The 13,960-nt window shown below is 69.4% G+C and carries 13 protein-coding genes; 5 read left to right on the forward strand and 8 right to left on the reverse strand.

Annotated elements, in window-relative coordinates:
- The first annotated feature begins 348 nt into the window (after positions 1 to 348).
- Entirely contained in the window at positions 349 to 1,569 is a 1,221-nt protein-coding gene (locus ASG72_RS00145; RefSeq protein ID WP_056707282.1) for an MFS transporter, read from the forward strand.
- Positions 1,570 to 1,598: 29 nt separating this feature from the next.
- Here the strand turns inward: ASG72_RS00145 and ASG72_RS00150 are convergent, their stop codons facing one another.
- From ASG72_RS00150 to ASG72_RS00165, 4 genes are all read right to left on the reverse strand, one after another.
- Positions 1,599 to 2,522 (reverse strand): pirin family protein, encoded by a 924-nt coding sequence (locus tag ASG72_RS00150; RefSeq protein ID WP_056707284.1) that lies wholly within the window; start codon positions 2,520 to 2,522, stop codon positions 1,599 to 1,601.
- A 116-nt stretch (positions 2,523 to 2,638) separates the two neighbouring features.
- Positions 2,639 to 2,896: an exodeoxyribonuclease VII small subunit gene (locus ASG72_RS00155; RefSeq protein WP_056707289.1), complete on the reverse strand. Its 258-nt coding sequence runs from the start codon at positions 2,894 to 2,896 to the stop codon at positions 2,639 to 2,641.
- 62 nt (positions 2,897 to 2,958) lie between these two features.
- On the reverse strand, positions 2,959 to 3,423 hold the full coding sequence (locus tag ASG72_RS00160; RefSeq protein ID WP_200939868.1) for an Lrp/AsnC family transcriptional regulator: 465 nt from the start codon (positions 3,421 to 3,423) through the stop codon (positions 2,959 to 2,961).
- A gap of 137 nt (positions 3,424 to 3,560) precedes the next feature.
- The gene (locus ASG72_RS00165; protein ID WP_056707292.1) at positions 3,561 to 4,073 is read right to left on the reverse strand and encodes a tyrosine phosphatase family protein; all 513 of its coding nucleotides are present in this window, start codon (positions 4,071 to 4,073) and stop codon (positions 3,561 to 3,563) included.
- A gap of 101 nt (positions 4,074 to 4,174) precedes the next feature.
- Between ASG72_RS00165 and ASG72_RS00170 the strand changes: the two genes are divergently transcribed.
- Complete coding sequence (locus ASG72_RS00170; RefSeq protein ID WP_056707293.1) at positions 4,175 to 4,735, forward strand: thioesterase family protein; 561 nt, start codon at positions 4,175 to 4,177, stop codon at positions 4,733 to 4,735.
- 24 nt (positions 4,736 to 4,759) lie between these two features.
- Here the strand turns inward: ASG72_RS00170 and ASG72_RS00175 are convergent, their stop codons facing one another.
- Positions 4,760 to 8,329, reverse strand: a complete 3,570-nt coding sequence (locus ASG72_RS00175; RefSeq protein ID WP_056707296.1) for a NahK/ErcS family hybrid sensor histidine kinase/response regulator — start codon at positions 8,327 to 8,329, stop codon at positions 4,760 to 4,762.
- A 182-nt stretch (positions 8,330 to 8,511) separates the two neighbouring features.
- Here ASG72_RS00175 and mscL point away from each other — a divergent pair, with 182 nt between their 5' ends.
- From mscL to ASG72_RS00190, 3 genes are all read left to right on the forward strand, one after another.
- Positions 8,512 to 8,931 carry a large conductance mechanosensitive channel protein MscL gene (gene mscL, locus ASG72_RS00180; RefSeq protein ID WP_056707298.1) on the forward strand — a complete coding sequence of 140 codons (420 nt, stop codon included), beginning with the start codon at positions 8,512 to 8,514 and terminating at the stop codon, positions 8,929 to 8,931.
- Positions 8,932 to 9,046: 115 nt separating this feature from the next.
- Positions 9,047 to 10,237, forward strand: coding sequence for a pyridoxal phosphate-dependent aminotransferase (locus tag ASG72_RS00185; RefSeq protein WP_082540099.1), 1,191 nt, complete (start codon positions 9,047 to 9,049; stop codon positions 10,235 to 10,237).
- A gap of 172 nt (positions 10,238 to 10,409) precedes the next feature.
- The gene (locus tag ASG72_RS00190) at positions 10,410 to 11,468 is read left to right on the forward strand and encodes an AbrB family transcriptional regulator (RefSeq protein ID WP_056707301.1); all 1,059 of its coding nucleotides are present in this window, start codon (positions 10,410 to 10,412) and stop codon (positions 11,466 to 11,468) included.
- 6 nt (positions 11,469 to 11,474) lie between these two features.
- Here the strand turns inward: ASG72_RS00190 and ASG72_RS00195 are convergent, their stop codons facing one another.
- The 3 genes from ASG72_RS00195 to ASG72_RS00205 form a co-directional block, all read right to left on the reverse strand.
- Complete coding sequence (locus ASG72_RS00195; RefSeq protein ID WP_056707304.1) at positions 11,475 to 12,464, reverse strand: magnesium transporter CorA family protein; 990 nt, start codon at positions 12,462 to 12,464, stop codon at positions 11,475 to 11,477.
- A 111-nt stretch (positions 12,465 to 12,575) separates the two neighbouring features.
- Positions 12,576 to 13,097: a GNAT family N-acetyltransferase gene (locus tag ASG72_RS00200; protein ID WP_244488642.1), complete on the reverse strand. Its 522-nt coding sequence runs from the start codon at positions 13,095 to 13,097 to the stop codon at positions 12,576 to 12,578.
- Complete coding sequence (locus ASG72_RS00205; protein ID WP_056707308.1) at positions 13,094 to 13,954, reverse strand: NAD(P)-dependent oxidoreductase; 861 nt, start codon at positions 13,952 to 13,954, stop codon at positions 13,094 to 13,096. Before ASG72_RS00205 ends, ASG72_RS00200 begins: the two co-directional genes overlap by 4 nt.
- Between the last annotated feature and the right edge of the window lie 6 nt (positions 13,955 to 13,960).

Raw genomic sequence — 13,960 nt, forward strand, 5'->3', positions numbered from 1 at the left:
GAGGAAATCCCCCTCGCTTATCTCGCCGTGCGGCCGCCGCAAGCGCGCGCGAACCCCTCTCCTGTAAGGAGAGGGGCAGGGGTGAGGTGTCGGCCCCTCGACCAGCGAGGCGCAAACGTCACCAGCCGGCGCGGGAGCTGCAGGCGAACCGGCGTTTCCGGGCAGAACCCTGTTTTTCGTCGCCAAAACGCCTCCCCGTCGAACGGCCGACACCTCTCCCCTACCCCTCTCCTTCCAGGAGAGGGGTTCCTCGCGCGGGTTCATCATTAAGAGGTAAATCCCAGAAATCGGGTGGGTCCGCCGGCCTCGGCCGTGTCACGAAAGCCGACGCAACCGGCCGAGGACGCCATGATCTTGTCTCCCCATCTGCCCGCCCTGCTCGTCGCCGGCATCCTCGCGCAATTCGCCGACAAGCTCGCGCTCGACACCCTCTCGCTCAGCGCGACGCAGGCCGGGGCGAGCACCCGTCTGGTCGGAATGCTGGTGGCGGCGCAATCCGCCGCATGGTTGCTCGTCTCGCTTCCGGCCGGGGTCTATGCCGATCGCATCGCGCCGCGCGCCCTGATCCGGCTCGGCGGGGCGCTGATGACGGGCGGCTCGCTCATGGGCGCGGCCCTGCTGGCGGGCGGGCATATCGGTGTCTGGCTCGCGGCCTCGACCTTCCTGGCGGCGGCGGGACCGGTCGTCATCGCGCTGTCGATCTTCGTTCTGATGCCGACCATGGTGCCGGTGGCGCTGTTGCCGCGTGCCAATGGCCGGCTCGAACTCGGCCGGGCCGTCTTCACCATCCTCTCGCCGCTGATCGCCGGCTGGGCCGTGGCGCGGGCGGCGGGCGAGATCGGGCTCGGCATCTGCGCCGCCTGCGGCCTGCTCATCCTGGCCGCATCGTCGCGCCTGCCGGCCGATCGCCCGCCGCCAGGGCCACGCCAGCCGCTGCATCGGGCGATCGCGGAAGGGGCGCGCTTCGTCGCCTCGCATCGCTATCTCCGGCCGATCGCGCTCTGCGCCATCGCCTGGAACTGCGCCTTCTTCGCCTTTCTCGGCGTGATGGCGCCCTATGCGTCGCGGGTGCTGGCGCTGTCGCCGGAGACGATCGGACTGGCCTCCTCGGTCTATGGGGCGGGGCTCGTCCTCGGCGCGCTCGCCGGTCCATGGCTGATCGCGCGCTCACCCACCGGCGTGCTGCTGGTGTTCGGCCCGGCCTCGTCGCTGGCCGGCGCGCTGCTGCTCGCGCTGACGCCCGCGACATCGGGCGGCGCCGTGCTGGGGCTGGCCTTCTTCCTCTTCGGCTTCGGCCCGATCCTCTGGTTCATCGTCCAGACCAGCCTGCGTCAGGCGGTGACGCCGCAGGCGCTGCTCGGCCGCGTCAGCGCAACGCTCACCACCGCGATGTACGGGATGCGCCCGGTCGGAGCGCTGGCCGGGGGATTGGCCGCCGAATGGCTCGGACTGTCCTGGGCGATCTGGCTGCCGGTGATCCTGTTCGCCCTGTCGACCCTGGCCATCCTGGCGTCGCGCATGCCGTCGCTGAAGACGCTGCCGGAGGCGGAGATCGGCCTTCCGGCATGAGCCGTGCCGCGACCCCGGGCGTGCCAGCCTCAGGGACCGTCCGGCAGGGGAATGAACTCGGCCTCGTCCCCGGGGACGGTGTCGAAACGGCCGGCCTTCCACTCCGCCTTGGCCTGGTCGATGCGCTCCTTCGAGGAGGAGACGAAATTCCACCAGATGTGGCGGGGACCGTCCATCGGCTCGCCGCCGACCAGCATCAGCCGGCTCTGGTCGAGGGCGAGAATCGAGATGCGGTCGCCCGGCTTGAAGATCAGCAATTGCCCGGCGCCGAACGCGTCTCCGGCGATGTCGATCCGCCCGGCCACGATATAGACGGCCCGCTCCTCATGATCGGCATCCAGCGGCAGGATGGCGCCCGGCGCCAGCACGGCCTCGGCATAGAGAACCTCCCAGGGGAAGCGCACAGGGGAGGTCTCGCCATAGGCCTGGCCCATGATCAGGCTGATGCGCTTGCCCTCGCCGACGATGCGCGGCAGCTCCGGCGCGGCGTGATGGACGAAGGCGGGCGGGGCTTCCTCATGCGTCTTCGGCAAAGCGAGCCAGGCTTGGATGCCGTAGAGCTTGGGCGCCTTCAGCCGCTCCTCCGCCCCCGTCCGCTCGGAATGGACGATGCCGCTGCCGGCCGTCATCAGGTTCACGGCGCCGGGGCGGATGGCCTGCTCCGTGCCGAGCGAATCGCGGTGCATGATCTCGCCATCGAAGAGATAGGTGACCGTCGACAGGCCGATATGCGGGTGCGGCCTGACGTCGATCCCCTCGCCGAGCAGGAATTCGGCCGGGCCCATCTGGTCGAAGAAGATGAAGGGGCCGACCATCTTGCGCCCGATCGAGGGCAGCGCGCGGCGCACCGAGAATCCGCCGAGATCCCGGGCGCGCGGGACGATGACCTGCTCGATCGCCTGGCAGGAACGGGCATCGCCGAGGATCGGATCATCGGCCGGGAGTTGGGACATGGCGGCTCCTTGGCAAAACGGAACGCTGCCAGCCGCGCGCCCGCAGGGCAAGACCCGCCCCCCACAGAGCGGGACCCGGCGCGATCACCGCTGCGGCATCGCGCCGGTGCGGCCGCCTATTTGTCGACGTCGAGCGGCGCGGTCCCGGTCGGCCTGCCGTCGGCCCCGAGGGTGATCCGCTCGATCCGCGCCTCGGCCTGCTTCAACAGCGCGTCGCAGCGGGCCTTCAGCGCCTCGCCGCGGGTGTAGATGTCGATCGATTCCTCGAGCGGCACGTCGCCGCGCTCGAGACGGGCGACGATGGCCTCGAGCTGCTTCAGCGCCTCCTCGAAGGCAAGGCTGGCGACGTCGGCATTGGCGATGGTCTCGGTCAAGGCGGCGATTCCTGTTGCGGCGCTCTTATCGGCTGTCGCGCAAGACGCCGCAAGCCCGGCCATCAGACCGGCAGCACCGAGGTCTTCTTGATGGTGCGCAGCGTCAGCGTCGACTGCACCCGCGTGACGCCGGGGAGCTGGGTGATGATATCGGTGTGGATGCGCTCGAAATCGGCGCTGTCGCGGTAGATCACGCGCATCATGTAGTCATGCGCCCCGGCGAGCAGGTGGCATTCCAGGATCTCGGGCAGGTTCTGCACCGCCTGCTCGAAGCCCTCCAGCGAGGCGCGCCCCTGCTGGTCGAGCGTCACGAAGACGAAGGCCGTGCCGGGAAAGCCCGCGGTCCTGTCGTCGAGGACCATGGCATAGCCCTTGATCAGCCCGCTCTCCTCGAGCTGGCGGACGCGGCGCAGGCAGGCCGAGGGCGAGAGATGCACCTTCTCCGCCAGATCCGAATTGGTAATGCGGCCATCCGTCTGCAGGATCCTGAGGATCGAGCGGTCGCGGGAATCGAGTTCGATGGTCATGGTGGAAACGCCCCTGGTTCCGCGATGCATTGTCGCAAAATCCCGGTGATGCAAGCAATATTCTGCTTAGCCTGCCGAAATGCGCGGCGCAAACCGCTCATTCTGGTGGCGGCGGCGGCAGGAGATACCGCGGCCGTTCAGGCCAGAGCGAGCTCGAAGGGCGTGCCCTCGAACGCATCGGCGCCGCGTCCGATGCGGTCGATCGCGGCGATCATCCGCCCGTCGCGGCCGAGCATCGCATCGGCCAGCGCGACCAGCCGCGCATTGGGGGTGGCCGAGGGAGACGCGGCCCGCAAGGCGGCGGCGATGACCTCCTCGTCGCGCTCCGGAGCCAGAGCGCAGGCGGCGATATAGGCGCCGGCGGTGGAGCGGCTGATGCCGGCCCAGCAATGGATGACGAGCGGCCCGCTGCGCCGCCACTCCCGGATGAAATCGAGGAAGCGCGAGACATGCGCCTCCGCCGGGACGATGTGCCCGTCCATCGGCGAGACGATGTCGGAGAGGCCGAGGAAGAGATGGCGCTCCGGGGCGATGCCGGCCGGCCGCTCGACCAGCGTGCTGGCGTTGATCAGCGTGACGACATGGGTGGCGCCCACGCTGGCGACGGTGTCGTGAAGCTTCGACAGGGAGGAGACGTGCAGGGTGGGCATCGCGGGTCCTGGCTGGATTCGGGCTGGGCGAAGCCTATCGACTTTTGCCGTGCCGCGGCTAGAAGCTGCTGCTCCCTGCCCGCCTGCCGCGACATCCGATCATGAATCTCTGGCTGCGCCTGCTCTGGCTCCTCCTGACGACGCCGTTCCGCCCACGCCTGCATCCGCTGGGACAGGCCTCGCAGCTGGCCTTCCGGGTCTGGCCGCATGATCTCGACACCAGCCTGCACATGAATAACGGCCGCTACTGGTCGCTGATGGATCTCGGCCGCACCGATCTGATGCTGCGCACCGGGCTGTGGCGGGCGGTGCTGCGCCATCGCTGGGTGCCGGTGGTCAATGCCGGCGCGATCCGCTTCCGGCGCGAATTGCGGCTGTTCCAGCCGATCACGCTGGAAACCCGTATCCTGTGCTGGGGCGAGGGCTGGCTGGTGATGCAGCACCGGATCCTGCGCAAATCGCGCGATGGCGGGACCATCGTCGCCGCGAGCGCGCTGGTCAGGGCGGCGCTCTATGACAGGCAGGAAAAGAGCTTCGTGCCGGTGGCGCGGCTGATGGCCGAGATCGGCATCACCGCCGAGAGCCCGGCGCCGACGGCGGAGGTCGCGGCCTTTCTCGCGGCGGAGGATGCGATGCGCCTGGCCGGAGCCGCTGCCGCCTGAGCGGCCGGCCCGGAAGAGGGAGCCTCACTCCGCCGCCAGCCTCGTCGCACGCCATTGCGCCAGCAGAGCGCGCAGGGCGCCGGGCTTCAGCGGCTTGTTCAGCAGATGGACCTCCAGCGCCAGGGCCGCCTCCCGCACCTGCGGCGTCCGGTCCGCGGTGAGCAGGATCGCGGGCAGCCGGCCGCTGGCCCGCTCGCGCAGCGTGCTGATGGCGGTGAGCCCATTGCCCTGGTCGAGATGATAATCGGCGATGACCACGTCCGGCTGGCCGCCGCCGCGCATCTGCCGCAGCGCCTCGTCGACCCCCGAGGCCGTGGCGACGACGCAGCCCCAGCCCTCCAGCAGGCCCTTCATGCCGTCGAGGATCGCCGGTTCATTGTCGATGACGAGCAGCCGCAGGCCGCCGAGCTGCCCCGCCGGACCCGGCCTCGCGGTGGAGGACACGGCCATGGCCGGCAGGGGCGCGGCGCGGGGCACGAGCACGCTGAAACGCGTGCCGCGGCCGGGCACCGAGGTCAGCGTCAGCCGGTGGTCCAGCGCGCGGGCGATGCGCTGCACGATGGAGAGGCCGAGCCCCAGCCCGCGCGCCACCCTGGCACCCTGGTCGAGCCGCTGGAACTCCCGGAACACGGTCTTCTGCTTGCTCTGCGGGATGCCGAGCCCGGTATCCAGCACCTCGACCGAGACCTGGCCGTCGCGCCGGCGGCAGCCGACCAGCACCTTGCCGCTCGGCGTGTATTTGATCGCGTTCGAGACCAGGTTCTGCAACAGCCGCCGCAGCAGCCTCCGGTCGGAGCGCAGGGTCAGCTGCGTCTGCGTGAAGACCAGCTTCAGCCCCTTTTCCTGGGCGCTCGGCTCGAATTCGCGCTGCAGCTGGCGCATCAGCTCGTCGAGGCGGAAGGAGGTGATCTCCGGCCGCAGCGCGCCGCCGTCCAGCCGCGAGATCTCGAGCAGCGCGGTCAGGATCTCCTCGACCGCGTCGAGCGAGGCGTCGATGTTCTCGGCGAGCTCCGGCCTGCCGGCGCCGCGATCGCGCTCGACCAGCGAGGTCGCGTAGAGCCTGGCCGCATTGAGCGGCTGCAGGATGTCGTGGCTGGCCGCGGCGAGGAAGCGGGTCTTGGAGGCGTTGGCCTCCTCGGCCTCGGCCTTGGCCCGCTGCAGCTCGGCATTGACGCGCAGGATCTCCTCGGTGCGCTCGACGACGCGGCGCTCCAGGCTCTCATTGGTGCGTTCGAGCGCCTCCTGGGCCTCCACCGCCTCGGTGATGTCGGTATAGGTGGTGACGAGGCCGCCATCGGGCAGCGGGTTGGAGCGGATCTCGATGACCTTCTTGGCCGGGTAGAGCTTCAGGCGCACCGGCTCGCGATCATTGACGAAGCTCTCCAGCCGCGCCGCCATCAGCTCGTCCTCCTCGCCGACGCCATAGGCGCCGCGGGCGGCGTTGTAGCGCACGATTTCGTCGAGGCCGGTGCCGAAGCGGACCAGCGAGGGCGGCAGGTCGTAGAGCTGGATGAAGGCCTGGTTCCAGGCCAGCAGGCGCAGGTCGCGGTCCAGCACCGTGATGCCCTGCCCGGCATGGTCGAGCCCGTGCTGGAGGATGTCGCGATTGTACTGCAACGCGGCGGAGGCGTCGTCGAGCAGCTTGAAGGCCGCCTCGGTGCTGAGATTGCGCCGCCGCAGCAGCAGCGACAGCACCAGCCGCGACGAGGCGGCGCCGATCGCCGAGGACAGCAGATGCTCGCCGAAGCGCAGCATGTGGATGTCGGCCTCGCGATTGGGCGCGAGCTCCTCGCCGCGCCCGGCGGCGAAGCCCTCGAAGGCGCGCTGCGTCCGCTCATGGCCGAGATAGCGGCCGATGGTGGATTGCAGCTCCATCTCGGTGACGCTGGAGCGCCAGAGCGAGAAGGATTGCGCCATGGTGGCCCGGTCGGAGGCGACGAAGGCGTTGGCCTGCAGCCTCTCCATCGCATTGGCGGGCCGCATCAGCGAGAAGCCGAGATAGGCGAGGAGATTGAGGCCGAGGCTCCAGACAACGCCATGCGGCAGCGGATCGAGATCGAGGCCGAACAGCGCCTGCGGACGCAAAGCGGAGAGCCCGAGCGGGCCATGCGCGACGATCTCCGCCCAGGCCCCGGTCGGCGTGGCGATGCTGGGCATCAGCAGCGTGTAGGCCCAGACGGCGATGCCGGTGACCAGCCCCGCCGCGGCGCCCGGCGCCGTTCCGCGCCGCCAGACCAGCCCGCCGAAGAAGGCCGGCGCGATCTGCGCCGTCGCGGCGAAAGAGAGCAGGCCGATCGAGACCAGCGCCGCCTCGCCGGCCGCGCGGTAATAGGCGTAGCCGAGCAGGATGACGACGAGGATGGCGATGCGGCGGATGACGACGACCTTCGAGCCGAGATCGCCGCCGGTCGCGCCCTCGCTCTGGGCCTGCGAGCGCACCAGCGCCGCGGAGGCCGGCGCGCTCAGGCCGCGGCGCCCGCGCAGCAGCAGCGGCATGACGAGGTGGTTCGAGATCATGATCGCCAGCGCCACCGAGGCGACGATCACCATCGCCGTGCCGGCCGACAGGCCGCCGAGGAACACCAGCAGCGCCAGCAGGCCGGCCTCGCTCTGCAGCGGCAGCAGCAGCACGGTCATGTCTCGGTCGACGCCGCTGCCCGGCAGCAGCACCTCGCCGGCCACGGCGAGCGGCAGCACGAAGAGGTTGATCGCGATCAGATAGACCGGGAACATCCAGGCGGCGCGCCTGACGTCGCGGACATCGCGGTTCTCGACGATCGTCATGTGGAACTGCCGGGCCAGCAGCAGCGAGGCGCAGGACGAGAGCAGCGTCAGCGTCAGGAAGGTCGGCCAGTTCGACGTCCGCTCCCAGACCGGGCCGGCCGAGCCCGCCCGCTCGGCCGCCTGCGCGAAGAGATCGGTCGCGCCGTCGAACAGCCCGTAGACGACGAAGACCCCGATCACCAGGAAGGCGACGAGCTTGATCAGCGATTCCACCGCGATCGCGAGGACGAGCCCGTCCTGATGCTCGGTGGCGTCGATATGGCGCGTGCCGAAGGCGCAGGCGAAGCCGGCCAGCACAAGCGCGACGAGAAAGGCGAGATCGCTCAGCACGGGGAGATCCGGCGTCGTCGGCTGGCTGCCGGTCGCCGCCAGGAAGACCGAGAGCGAACTCGAGACCGCCTTGAGCTGCAGCGCGATATAGGGCAGCGCGCCGATCACCGCGACGAGGCAGACCAGCGCCGCGACGCGTTCGCTCTTGCCGTAACGGGCGCCGACGAAATCGGCGATCGAGGTGATGTTCTGCGATTTCGCGATCTCGACGATGCGCGCGACGAAGCGATGGCCGAAGCCGATGACGAGGATCGGCCCGACATAGATGCCGAGGAAGTCGAGCCCGGCGCGGCTGGCGAAGCCGACCGATCCGTAGAAGGTCCAGGAGGTGCAATAGACGCCGAGGGCGAGCGCGTAGATCGTGGTCCGCGCCCGCCCGCTCATCAGGCGGCGGCCCGAGGTGTCGGCCATATGCGCGACGGCGAAGAGCCCGCAGAGATAGGCGAGCGCCCCCAATATGACCGTCCAGGCCGGGATCATCTCGCCTCCATGGCCGCTCTCGTGCGGATGGATCGTAGCGGCCGCCGCCAGCCACCGCCATAGCGCTTTCGGCGGGGCCGGGACCGGACGGCCGGGCGGCGTCAGCCGGCGGAGCTATTCCCTCCCCGCAACTTCGCCCTATGCTGTCGGCGTGCGCGGACGCACCGGTTGGAGGGCTGGGGATGCTGAAGGAATTTCGCGAATTCGCCCTGAAGGGCAATGTCATCGACCTCGCCATCGGCGTGGTCATCGGCGCGGCGTTCGGCAAGATCGTGGAATCGCTGGTCGGCGACGTGATCATGCCGTTCTTCGGCGCGCTGGGCGGGGTGGATTTCTCGAATTACTTCATCGGGCTGAACAGCGCCGTCACCTCGCCGGTGCTGGAGGAGGCCCGCAAGCAGGGCGCCGTCTTCGCCTATGGCTCCTTCGTCACGGCGGCGATCAATTTCACGATCATCGCGGCCGTGCTGTTCGTGGTGGTGAAGCTGATCAACCGGCTGAAGCGGCAGGAGGCGGCCGCGCCGCCCGCGCCCGCGGTCCCGCCGGCCGATGTGGTGCTGCTGGCGGAGATCCGCGACCTGCTGAAACAGCGCCAGCCCTAGCACGCGGCGGCGCCATCCATCAGCGCGGGCGATGGACCCGATCTCGCGAATTCATGCGCGCCGGCCCGCCGATGAGCTAAAGCAGGGCGGAAAGCGTTTTCGCGAGGCCATTGCCATGAACAGCATGATCGGGGGCGGCGATTTTCTGTCCGCCATCCGCCCCGAGGCGCGCAGCGCCCCGGAGAGCGGCATCGTCGAAGTGGTCAATCACGGCCGGCTGAAGCAGGGGCTGATCCCGCTCTGGGTCGGCGAAGGCGACCTCCCGACGCCGGACTTCATCATCCGCGCCGCCGAGAAATCGCTGGCGGATGGCGAGACCTTCTACACCTGGCAGCGCGGCGTGCCGGAATTGCGCGAGGCGATCGCGCAATATCATACAGCGCTGTACGGGCAGGATTTCTCGCCGGACCGCTTCTTCGTCACCGGCTCGGGCATGCAATCGGTCCAGATCGCCGTGCGCCTCGTCGCCGGGCCCGGTGACGAGCTGGTGATCCCGACCCCGGCCTGGCCGAATTTCGCCGCCGCCATCGGCATCGCCGGCGCCAAAGCGGTCTGCGTCGCGATGGATCTGTCGGAGGGGCGCTTCAGCCTCGATCTCGACAAGCTCGCCGCCGCGATCACGCCCCGCACCCGCGCGCTGGTGATCAACTCCCCCGCCAATCCGACAGGCTGGACGGCGACGCGCGAGGAGCTCTCGGCCCTGCTGGCGCTCGCCCGCAAACACGGCATCTGGATCATCGCCGACGAGATCTATGGCCGCTTCGTCTATGACGGGCAGAAGCGGGCCGCATCCTTCCACGACGTCATGGACGCGCAGGACCGCGTGCTCTTCGTGCAGACCTTCTCGAAGAACTGGGCGATGACCGGCTGGCGCATCGGCTGGCTGGAGGCGCCGGCCGAACTCGGCCAGGTGATCGAGAATCTGATCCAGTATTCCACCTCGGGCAGCCCCGTCTTCGTCCAGCGCGCCGCGACCGCGGCCATGGTCGAGGGGGAGCCCTTCGTCGCCGAGCAGATCGCGCGGGCGACCGAGGGGCGGCGCATCATCGCGGAGGGGCTGAAGGCGACGAACAAGGTCTCGCTCGCCGCGCCGGCCGGGGCCTTCTACCAGTTCTTCAGCGTCGATGGCCGCAGCGATTCCCGCGCCCTGGCGATCGAGCTCGTCGACCGCGCCAATGTCGGCCTGGCGCCGGGGACCGCCTTCGGCCCCGGTGGCGAGACCGGCCTGCGGCTGTGTTTCGCGCGCAAATCCTCCGATCTGACGGAGACGGTGGCGCGGCTGCAGAAGGCGCTGGGCGAGGCCTGAGCGGCGCGCCCGGCGGAAAGCTGCCGGGCCTAAGACGGGAGCCCCGGCGCAGGCCGGGTCTGCGTCCAGGCAAATTGACGCCGACGTCGGCTCTGGCGACATTAGGCGCGGCGCCATCCGCCCGATCGCGTCCCGCCCCCTGCCCTCGACGCGTCCCGGATCTGTCCCCGCCTTGCCGCTGTTGCCCCCAAGATTTTACGCGCCGCTCAAGGGAGAGCTGGCGGTCCTGTCGCTCGCCGCCATGGGCGGCGCACTCTTCGCACTGACCGGGGCGGAGGCGGCCTGGCTGTCGGGCTCGATGCTCGCCGTCGCCGCTTTCGGCCTGGTCCGGCCCCTGCCAGGCCTGCGCAAGGGCTGGTTCGAGGCGACGATGCTGCTCTCGGGCGCGCTGATCGGCTCGGCCGCGACGCCGGAGGCCGTCGGTGCCGTGGCGCGCTATCCGGCCTCGCTCGCCGTGCTGTTCCTCGGCCTCACCGCGATCATCGTCGCGACCGGCGCCTATCTCCGCTATGTCGGGCGCTGGAGCTGGACGGACGCGATCCTCGCCTCCGCGCCCGGCGCGCTGACCGCGGTGATCGCGGTCGCCCATGCCAAGGGCGCCGATATCGGGCGGATCTCGGTGATCCAGCTGTTCCGCATCCTGGTCCTCGTCGCCTTCCTGCCGGGGCTGATGCAATATGGCGGGACGTCTGAGATCCTCGCGATCCGGCCGGCCGCCATCGTCTCGAGCCTGCCCGAAACGCTGCTCGTGCTCGGCTGCGGCGTGATCGGGGCCAAAATCTTCGCGCTGCTGCGCATCACCGCGCCGACCATCCTCGGCGCCACCATCGCCAGCGCCATCCTGCACGGCACCGGGCTGGTCGAGGGCAATCTGCCGGTGCTCGCCCAGAATGCCGTGCTGGTGATGCTGGGCGCCGTGATGGGCGGGCGCATCTCCACGGTGAAGCGCAGCGAATTGCTGATGCTGTTCCCGCTGGCGCTGGGCGGCTTCGTGGTCTCGATCGGCGTGGCCTTCGCCTTCGCCTGGCCGGCGGCGCTGGTCGCCGGCGTGCCCTATTCCACGGCGATGCTGGCCTTCGCGCCGGGCGGTCTGGAGGCCATGGCGATGCTCGCCTTCACGCTGGGGCTCGATCCGCTCTATGTCGGCGCGCATCATCTCGCGCGCTTTCTCGGGCTGGGGCTGGCGATGCCGTTCCTCGTCGGCCGGCGCGATCCCGACCGCCGCGCCTGATCCAGGCTACAGCCATTTCTTCCAGCGGAAGAACAGATAGGGCAGCACGGCGAAGAGGAACATCAGGCCCAGCGCCATGGGATAGCCATAGGGCCACTCCAGCTCGGGCATCAGCTTGAAGTTCATGCCGTAGATCGAGGCGATCAGCGTCGGCGGCATCATCACCACCGAGACGACCGAGAACAGCTTGATGATCTTGTTCTGCTCGAGGCTGACCAGGCCCAGCGTCGCGTCCAGCATGAATTGCAGCTTGCTGGAGAGGAAGGTCGCGTGTTCCTCGATCGCCTGCACGTCCCGGATCGAGGTGCGCCATTCCGGCGAGAAGCCGCTGACGGCCTTCTTGGGACGCTTGTAATTGGCCGAGAGGAACAGGAGCACGCGCTCGACCGAGACCATGCTCTCGCGCACATTGGAGATGATGTGCTCGTATTGGCCGATCTTCTGCAGCACTCCCTTATAGGCGCCGCCCCGCTCGACATCGGAGGATCGGCCCGCGAAGATCCGGCGCGAGGCGAAGTCGACCTTGTCGCCGACGCCGCGCAGCACCTCCGCCGCCCGATCCACCACCGCCTCGAAGAGCCCTTCCATCACCGCCTCCGGCTCCATCCCGCAGCCGCCGGGCTTGGTCACGCGGTTGAGGAAGATGTTGAAAGCGCCGGGCTCGTCATAGCGCACCGTCACCAGCGCGCGCTCGGTCAGGATGAAGGTCACGTCGGCCAGCACCGGAACGTCGGAATCGGAGTGGCAGATCACGCGCGCGGTCATGTAATGCGCGCCATTCTCGGTGTAGATGATCTCGGAGGGTTCGAGATCGTGCATTTCCTCGCGGGTCGGGATCGAGATGCCGAGATGCGCCTCGACCTGCTTGTCCTCCGCGGCGACGGGATTGACCAGATCGATCCAGACGGCGCCTGCCGGAAACGGCTCTCCGGCCGCGAGCTGGCGATGGATCAGCCGATCGCCATGATCGGGGCAGATGCCGTGGATGAGGAGCATGGCGGACTTTCGCTGCGAATGGTGCCGTATCGGTCCGGCGGTATAGGCCGAGTCCGGCTCGAGGGCCAAGACGGCGTGCCGGGCCCGGCGGCCCGGTCTCGGCGCGGGCCGCTAGCGTCGCTCCAGCGACAGCGCCATCAGCTGCGCGTCGGCGCCATAGGAGGCGAGCTTGCCGGCGAGCTCCGGCGTGCCGACCGGGAGGAAGCCGTGGCGGCGCCAGAACGGAGCCGAGCCGCCGACGGCGACGAGCCGGACCGTGCCGAGGCCCATGCGGGCGGCATGCGCCATCAGCATCGACAGGGCCGCGCCGCCGGCGCCCGCCTTGCGCAGCCCGGGCAGGATGGCGAGGTCGTGCAGGTAATAGGCGCTCGCCGGCCTGGGCAGGGCGCCGAGGCAGGTGTTCAGCGCCGGCGGCGCCTCGCCCTGCCAGGGATGGAAGATCAGATAACCGCCGATCCCCGCCCCGTTAGCGAGCACGTGACAGCCGGCGGGGTAGAGGGCGAGGCGCTCGGCGAAGACGGCTTCATCCTCCGGGAAATCCGGATGCACGCGCTCCGCCACGGCCAGCACCGCCGGCAGATCATCCTCCGCCATCGGCCGCCATTGCGCGGCCGCGACCGGGTCGCCGCTCACATCCCGCCCTTCACGCCCTGCGGCGGCAGATGATCGGCCGGCACGAAGAAATCCGGCATCAGCGGGACCGAGGGATCGACACGGTAGGGCGTGAAATCGTTGATGCCCTCGCCGGCCAGGAAGCTGTCGTCGATCAGGAACTGGCCGGAAAATTCCCGCGCCGGCTTGCCGAAGATCAGATGGGCGGCATCGGCCAGGATCTCGGGGGTGCGGCTCGCCTGTACCATTTTGTCGCCGCCGAGCAGGTTCTGCACCGCGGCGGTGGCGATGGTGGTGCGCGGCCAGAGCGCGTTGACGGCGATGCCCTTCGGCGCCAGCTCCCCCGCCAGCCCGAGCACGCAGAGGCTCATCCCGTATTTGGCGATGGAATATGCGAGATGCGGCGCGAACCAGCGCATGCTCATGTCGAGCGGCGGCGAGAGCATCAGGATATGCGGGTTTTCGGCCTTTTCCAGATAGGGAATGGCATATTTCGAGACCATGAAGGTACCGCGCGTATTGATCTGGTGCATCAGGTCGAAGCGCTTCATATCGGTCATCGCAGTATTGGTCAGCGAGATCGCGCTGGCGTTGTTCACGACGATGTCGATGCCGCCGAAGGTCTCGGCCGTCCGGGCGATCGCCGCTGCGACCTGCGCCTCCTCGCGCACATCGACCATCAGCGGCAAGCATTTGCCGCCCGCCGCCTCGATCTCGGCCGCGGCCGTGTAGATCGTGCCCTGGAGCTTGGGGTGGGGCTCCGCCGTCTTGGCCGCGATGGTGACATTGGCGCCGTCGCGGGCGGCTCGCAGCGCGATGGCGAGGCCGATGCCGCGCGAGCCGCCGGTGATGAAGAGCGTCTTGTTCCTGAGCGACATCGGTCG

This window comes from Allobosea sp. Leaf344 (genome assembly GCF_001426225.1).
In the GTDB taxonomy this organism is placed as follows: Bacteria; Pseudomonadota; Alphaproteobacteria; order Rhizobiales; family Beijerinckiaceae; genus Allobosea.

Bases quoted from the DNA above. Each gene is read 5' to 3' on its own strand.
- ASG72_RS00145 (WP_056707282.1), top strand. From the start codon at position 349: ATGATCTTGTCTCCCCATCTGCCCGCCCTGCTCGTCGCCGGCATCCTC.
- ASG72_RS00150 (WP_056707284.1), bottom strand. From the start codon at position 2,522: ATGTCCCAACTCCCGGCCGATGATCCGATCCTCGGCGATGCCCGTTCC.
- ASG72_RS00160 (WP_200939868.1), bottom strand. From the start codon at position 3,423: ATGACCATCGAACTCGATTCCCGCGACCGCTCGATCCTCAGGATCCTG.
- ASG72_RS00165 (WP_056707292.1), bottom strand. From the start codon at position 4,073: ATGCCCACCCTGCACGTCTCCTCCCTGTCGAAGCTTCACGACACCGTC.
- ASG72_RS00170 (WP_056707293.1), top strand. From the start codon at position 4,175: ATGAATCTCTGGCTGCGCCTGCTCTGGCTCCTCCTGACGACGCCGTTC.
- ASG72_RS00175 (WP_056707296.1), bottom strand. From the start codon at position 8,329: ATGATCCCGGCCTGGACGGTCATATTGGGGGCGCTCGCCTATCTCTGC.
- mscL (WP_056707298.1), top strand. From the start codon at position 8,512: ATGCTGAAGGAATTTCGCGAATTCGCCCTGAAGGGCAATGTCATCGAC.
- ASG72_RS00185 (WP_082540099.1), top strand. From the start codon at position 9,047: ATGAACAGCATGATCGGGGGCGGCGATTTTCTGTCCGCCATCCGCCCC.
- ASG72_RS00195 (WP_056707304.1), bottom strand. From the start codon at position 12,464: ATGCTCCTCATCCACGGCATCTGCCCCGATCATGGCGATCGGCTGATC.
- ASG72_RS00205 (WP_056707308.1), bottom strand. From the start codon at position 13,954: ATGTCGCTCAGGAACAAGACGCTCTTCATCACCGGCGGCTCGCGCGGC.